Here is a 6,402-nt window from a genome sequence, read left to right on the forward strand (position 1 = left end):
TCCGATGATGATCGACGCAATCAAGGCTGCTAAGGCTGCTAAGTAATCAACTGAATATCGTTCAGATTTGATAGAAAAAGCCTCTGTCCGATGGACAGAGGCTTTTTTGTGCCGCTTTAGGTTTCACTATCCGGAGAATACGGCGGATATTCGGGATAATGGTCGAAATAATATTCGACGTGATAAATACCATAGTAATCGTTTACGATTTTGCGGACTTCCTCGGCGTAGAGGTTTGTAGAAAGACTGCCGTATGAACCGGTTAATATTTTGTATGGATCTTTTTCGTATCGAGCAACAAGATCGGTTGTTAACTCTTGAAAACCGACAGAGGTTTTGTAGTTATATGGTACTGCGGTTGCACCTTTTGCTACCATAAATTCAGTGCGTTCGAGGTCTGACAGGTCAGACAGCCGGATTCCGGTCCGCATATATTCCGAAACCGGCGGCGTGCTTTTGACTGCAACGGTCATAATCACAATGGTGGCGAACAGCAGGACGAAAAGTGCTTTGATTCGTGGTTTCAGCATGGTATCACCGCCTTGTCTTGTATATGTTCATTATACTATAAAATCGGTCCGATTTGGAAGAATAGATTTCGATTGGTTGCGAATTACGGGTGATTCCATTCTCCATTTTTCATTCTCAATTCTGTGCACAGACCAAAAAGACGCAAAACCCAAAGAGGTACGATTCTCACGAATCGTACCTCTTTCGCTATCCAGATAAGGATTATTCGTCCTTATTTTCAGTTTCTGCGGGAGCCTTTGCATCCTTATGCGTCAGCACCAGCTTGTCGTCGGCGGCATCGAGCGTTACGCTGTCGCCCTTCTTGATCTTGCCCTCAAGGGATTCCTCGGCAACAAGATCCTCGACCTCGTTGGTAACAGCGCGGCGCAGCGGGCGGGCACCGTAAACCGGATCAAAACCAGCCTTAGCCAGATGCTTCTTAGCGGCCTCGGTCCAATCCATGGTGATCTCCATATCCTGCATGCGGGCAGCAACCTTGCGGAGCATGCCGTCGGCAATCTGTGCAATTTCGTCCTCATTCAGACGGTTGAACACGATGATGTCATCAATACGGTTGAGGAATTCCGGACGAACCGCGGTCTTGAGCTCCGCCATAACGTCGGCCTTGATCTGCTCAAAGGTGCGCTCTGCAGCGTCCTCCGGCTTGCCGTCCGCGAAGCCGAGCGACTTGCGGCCGCTGCCGGTGATCTTCTGCGCGCCGATGTTGGAGGTCATGATGATGATAGTGTTCTTGAAGTCTACATGGCGGCCCTGACCGTCGGTCAGGATACCATCTTCAAGAATCTGCAGCAGGATGTTGAATACATCCGGGTGTGCCTTCTCGATCTCATCGAACAGGACAACCGAGTACGGATGACGGCGAACCTTCTCGGACAGCTGGCCGCCCTCATCGTAGCCAACGTATCCCGGAGGCGAACCGATCATACGAGAAACGGCGTGCTTCTCCATATATTCGGACATATCAATGCGGATCATGGCGTTTTCATCACCGAACATCGCTTCGGCCAGTGCCTTGCTCAGCTCGGTCTTGCCGACACCGGTCGGGCCGAGGAACAGGAACGAACCGATCGGGCGCTTCGGGTCGCGCAGGCCGACACGGCTGCGGCGGATTGCCTTAGCAACGGCGGTTACAGCTTCGCTCTGGCCGATAACACGCTGATGCAGCGTATCCTCGAGGTGCAGCAGACGCTGTCCCTCGTCCTCGGTCAGCTGAGCAACCGGAACACCGGTCCAGCCGGAGATAACGGCTGCAATGTCGTCCTCGGTGACAGCACCGTGCGACTTGGTCTGCTGGTCAGCCCACTCCTTCTTGCGGGCCTCCATCGCTTCGCGCTTGGACTTCTCCTCGTCACGCAGCTTGGCGGCGTTCTCAAAGTCCTGACCCTTGACGGCCTCCTCCTTCTTTGCGGCAACGGCGGCGATTTCGTCCTCGAGCTGCTTCAAATCCGGCGGAGTGGTCAGGCTGGACAGGCGAACGCGGGAGCAGGCCTCATCAATTACGTCGATTGCCTTATCCGGCAGATAACGACCGGTTACATAGCGGACAGACAGCTTGACAGCGGCTTCAATGGCCTCGTCCGGAATCTTGATGCGGTGATGTGCTTCATACTTGTCGCGCAGACCCTTCAAAATCTCAACGGCATCCTCGGCGGACGGCTCGTTGATCTGAACAGGCTGGAAACGACGCTCCAGCGCGGCATCCTTCTCAATATTCTTGCGGTACTCGTCAAGCGTGGTTGCACCGATGACCTGTACCTCACCGCGGCTCAGTGCCGGCTTCAGGATATTCGCAGCGTCAGCTGCGCCCTCAGCCGCACCAGCGCCCATCAGCATGTGCATCTCATCAATGAACAGGATGGTGTCCTTCTTGGCGGTCAGCTCTTCGATGACCTTCTTGATGCGTTCCTCGAACTCGCCGCGGTACTTGGTGCCTGCGATCATGCCGGTCAGGTCGAGCGAGATCAGGCGCTTGCCCTTCAGGGTCTCCGGTACGTCGCCGGAAACAATCTTCTGAGCAAGACCCTCAACAACAGCGGTCTTGCCGACACCCGGATCACCGATCAGTGCCGGGTTGTTCTTGGTACGGCGGGACAAAATCTGGATGACACGCTGAATCTCCTTGGAGCGGCCGATAACCGGGTCCAGCTTGCCCTCCTTGGCAGCGGCGGTCAGGTCGCGGCCGAACTGGCTGAGCGCGTCCTTGCTGTCAGCGCTGCCGTTTGCAGCAGTACCAGGCTCGCCGGAAACGCTGTCCTGTACGCCGCCGAGCGCCTCATTCAGCTTCTCAACAAGGATCTGCGGGGTGATACGCAGGTTGGCCAGTGCGGTCAGTGCCACATTCTGCCCTTCGCGCAGGATGCCGAGCAGCAGATGTTCGGTGCCGACATAGCCGGTGCCCATCTCATTCGCGGACTGCACGGACAGCTCCACAATGCGCTTGGTGCGCGGTGTCATGCCCTGCGGCGCGGTGGAATCCGGGGTGCCGCGGCCGGACAGCTCTTCGATCTGATGAACGAGAGCTTCGTCGGTCACGCCTGCGGCAGTGAGTGCCTTTGCGGCAGGACCGCCGCCCTCACGCAGCAGGCCGAGCAGCAGGTGCTCCGAGCCAATGTAGCTGTGGCCGAACGAAGCGGCCGCTTCCTGTGCAAGCGTCAGTGCCTGACGGGCACGCTCGGTAAAACGGTTTTGATAGAACATAAATAACACTCCTTTCAGAGTAGGAAAATAGCTTGATTTAGGGGTAAAACGTCCTCGCAGGAGCGCACAGTGTGCGTCCGGATTTCAGCATCGTGGTTGGAGTGGGCGCACACTGTGCGCCCCTGCGGGACAGGTGATTAGTTGAATTGAATAGGCTTTGTCGCTTCACGCAGGATTTCCGCACGTTTCTTATCGCGGTCCTGCGGCGCGCCGGTCAGCATAGCCGGACGGATGCGCTCCTCCAGTGCGTACAGCTTCTGCGCGTCCATGCCAGACAGGAAACCCATCTGCAGACCAATCAGAACATTGGAAATGCACTGAACGGCTTCATTCGTGTCAATCAGATATGCACTCCGCAACGTGCCTGCTGCGCGGTAAATACGGTCGCGCAGTGCGGGTTCGTTCTGGCTGCGTACCTGCTCACGCGCCTTTTTCTCGGCGTCGATGATAGTGGTCGCGGTCTCTACCAGCTTGTCGGTCAGCTCTGCGGCAGACGCACCGAGAGTAACCTGATTGGACACCTGATAGAATCCGCCGACCGCCTGCGAGCCTTCACCGTAGGTGCCGCGCACGGCACAGCCGCGGCTGCCCGCGTAGCCGATGATGCGGTCCATCTGCTCGGTTGCGGTCAGCATCGGCAGGTGCAGCATGATGGAGGCGCGGAGACCGGTGCCGATATTAGTCGGGCAGGCGGTCAGGTAGCCGAGGCGCTCGTCATACGCGAACGGCAGCGCCGCTTCGATGAGCGAAGCTACACGGTTTGCGGTTTCGAGACATTCCTTCGGGCAAAGACCGGTGCCGATGACCTGCAGACGCAGGTGATCCTCTTCGCCGACCATGATGGATACGCCGCTGTCCTTGGAGACGATCAGCCAGCCGCCGTTCTGCGCCAGCTCGGGGGAGATGAGGTGTTCCTCGACCAGCTGAGAGGCTTCGGTCGAACGGGGGATGATCTGCTTCTTGTCAAACTCCGGACCGATGGTCGGGTTTTCTTTCAGTGCAGCGAATACCTTGTCAGCAATTTCACTGTGCTGCTGTTCGGTCAGACGGAATGGATAGCCTTTAATATTTCGTGCCAGGCGTACACGGCTGGACGCTGCCAGACCGGTAAAGCCGCCGTGAATCTCAAACATACTCATTTCTGTTCACCCTCCATTCTGCGGATCTCATCGCGCAGGCTTGCTGCGCGCTCGTAATCTTCGCTTTCAACTGCCGCTTTCAACTGTGCCTTGAGGTCAGCCACCGGGTCAGCCTTGGGCTGTTCGGGCGCCGCCGGTGCCGTGCCGATATGACGCGTTGCACCGTGGATCTTCTGCACATACGGATTCAGAATGTCCGCAAACGTGGAGTAGCAGTCCGGGCAGCCGACGCGGCCGGTGCGGCGCAGTTCGCTTTCGGTCATGCCGCAGGTCGGACACTTGCGCTCGGTGCCGAGCATGGTAGCGGTCGGAGCCGCTTCGCCCAGCATGTCATTCCACAGGCTGCCAAAGCCGCCGCCGAGGAACGAATGGAACGGATCGCTCCAGAAGTGGTTCATCGACTGAAATGCGTTTTCAAACGCACCGCCGAGGTTTTCCTTCTGTGCACATTCCGGACACAGGTGCATCTCACGGGTGACACCGTTTACGGTTTCCTTATAATACATGGTAGCTTCATTCTTGCCGCATTTTTCGCATTTCATAAGTCAAAACTCCTCTCCAAGAGATTCTATACTTTTAATATAAGGTAAATTGGTTTGCTTTTTCATTTTCATTCAAATCCAGCTTTGCCGGATTTGAATACCGCTGCCCGCGCCGTGGCGGCGCGTCCTCGTTCGCTGTGCGAACGAGAGGGGGTTATCCGAAAAAGTTTCTTCGGAACTTTTTCGGTATCTAAGGGGGACAGCGTCCCCCTTAGACTGTCGCAACGCCCATCACAGCGCATCGGTAGATCGCTGCGCGCAGTCTGTCGCGGTCGGTCTTATCAACCTCCGCCAGCGCACCGTCCGAGCAGGCGGACAGCAACAGCTGACCTTCGCGCTGGGTAAGCAGCTCAGCGGAAACGAGTGCGCGTGTCAGACGCGCCGCGTCGTTCTGGCTCAGCCGTCCGCCGATACCGCGTGCCGCTTCGAGCAGTGTGCGCTGCTTGTCATCCAGCAGGCGGATGATGCGGATGAAACCGCCGCCGCCGCGCTGGCTCTCAACCAGATAACCATGCTCCGGTGTGAAGCGGGTCTCTATCACATAATTGATTTGACTCGGTACGCACGAAAACCGGTCAGCAAGGCTTTTGCGCTGCAGCTCAGCAACGCCGCCGCCGTCTGACAGCATCTCACCGATGAAGTCGGCGATCACATCGGACATTTTCATGGTGTTTCACTTCCTTCCGGGAAAGGCACTCACTCATCTGACCTTCCCTGATCATTGTCTATATTGTATATCCGGAGGCGTCTAAAATCAAGAGAAAAATTTGACCATTTCTGACTATTAAAGAGAGGTAGATAAGGCTAACCATTGGTTTTCTCGCTATATCGCTTTGAATCACGATTTTTCTCAGTTTTTCATAAACTGACCCAAATTGTGTACTATGATAAAAGTTACCAAAGACTAACCGCTTGTTTTTGTTGCTTTTTTTAAATCTTGTGGTAAAATGATAATTGTAAAATACATTTGGAGGTGCAATACCAATGGCATATGTTATCGGTGGCGGCTGCATTATGTGCGGCTCTTGCGCTGGCGAGTGCCCGGTTGGCGCTATCGCTGAGGGCGACGGCAAGTACGAGATCAACGCTGACGCATGTGTAGATTGCGGTACCTGCGCAGGTTCCTGCCCGGTAGGCGCTATCTCTCAGGGCTAATTCCTGAACACATATAAAGCGAAGTACAAAACCCTGTTCCGTTTGGAATGGGGTTTTTACTTTTGCCTAAAACAGCAGAGTGGTCGGGCATTCCTGGCACCGAATGGCTGGGGTACGCGAACTGCGTAAGTGTGTTCGCTCCTAACGGGCGGCTCCTTTTCTGCACCGGAAAGCCGGGGTGCACGAACTGCGTCAGCGTGTTCGTCCCTAACGGGCGGAGAGTTTTTCGCTGAGATTCAGCGGGGGATTCGCCGTCTGCGGACGGCGGGAGCGTCGCGGCGCCCGCCGCGGGGACGATGCCGTACCCACGGCGGTGGGCAAAAAGGAAGGACAACCTG

The 6,402-nt window shown here is 55.9% G+C and carries 6 protein-coding genes; 1 reads left to right on the plus strand and 5 read right to left on the minus strand.

The genetic code is table 11. From position 1 onward, the window contains the following. Positions 1-116: 116 nt before the first annotated feature. The 5 genes from PG722_RS07510 to PG722_RS07530 all read right to left on the minus strand — a co-directional run bounded on the left by PG722_RS07510 (position 117) and on the right by PG722_RS07530 (position 5,576). A complete protein-coding gene (locus PG722_RS07510; protein WP_270580151.1) occupies positions 117-530 on the minus strand; it encodes a hypothetical protein in 414 nt (137 codons plus the stop codon). Between the two features lie 202 nt (positions 531-732). Then, positions 733-3,228, minus strand: coding sequence for an ATP-dependent Clp protease ATP-binding subunit (locus PG722_RS07515; RefSeq protein ID WP_270580152.1), 2,496 nt, complete (start codon positions 3,226-3,228; stop codon positions 733-735). A gap of 137 nt (positions 3,229-3,365) precedes the next feature. Then, a complete protein-coding gene (locus tag PG722_RS07520) occupies positions 3,366-4,367 on the minus strand; it encodes an ATP--guanido phosphotransferase (protein WP_270580154.1) in 1,002 nt (333 codons plus the stop codon). After that, complete coding sequence (locus tag PG722_RS07525) at positions 4,364-4,909, minus strand: UvrB/UvrC motif-containing protein (RefSeq protein ID WP_118761720.1); 546 nt, start codon at positions 4,907-4,909, stop codon at positions 4,364-4,366. The genes PG722_RS07520 and PG722_RS07525 overlap by 4 nt, the downstream gene beginning before the upstream one ends. 211 nt (positions 4,910-5,120) lie before the next feature. Continuing rightward, the gene (locus tag PG722_RS07530; protein ID WP_117752031.1) at positions 5,121-5,576 is read right to left on the minus strand and encodes a CtsR family transcriptional regulator; all 456 of its coding nucleotides are present in this window, start codon (positions 5,574-5,576) and stop codon (positions 5,121-5,123) included. 317 nt (positions 5,577-5,893) lie between these two features. Here PG722_RS07530 and PG722_RS07535 point away from each other — a divergent pair, with 317 nt between their 5' ends. Continuing rightward, positions 5,894-6,064 carry a DUF362 domain-containing protein gene (locus tag PG722_RS07535; RefSeq protein WP_110435960.1) on the plus strand — a complete coding sequence of 57 codons (171 nt, stop codon included), beginning with the start codon at positions 5,894-5,896 and terminating at the stop codon, positions 6,062-6,064. Positions 6,065-6,402: the final 338 nt, after the last annotated feature.

It is taken from the genome of Butyricicoccus sp. OF27-2pH9A (assembly GCF_027693185.1).
Classification (GTDB): Bacteria; Bacillota; Clostridia; order Oscillospirales; family Butyricicoccaceae; genus Agathobaculum; species Agathobaculum butyriciproducens.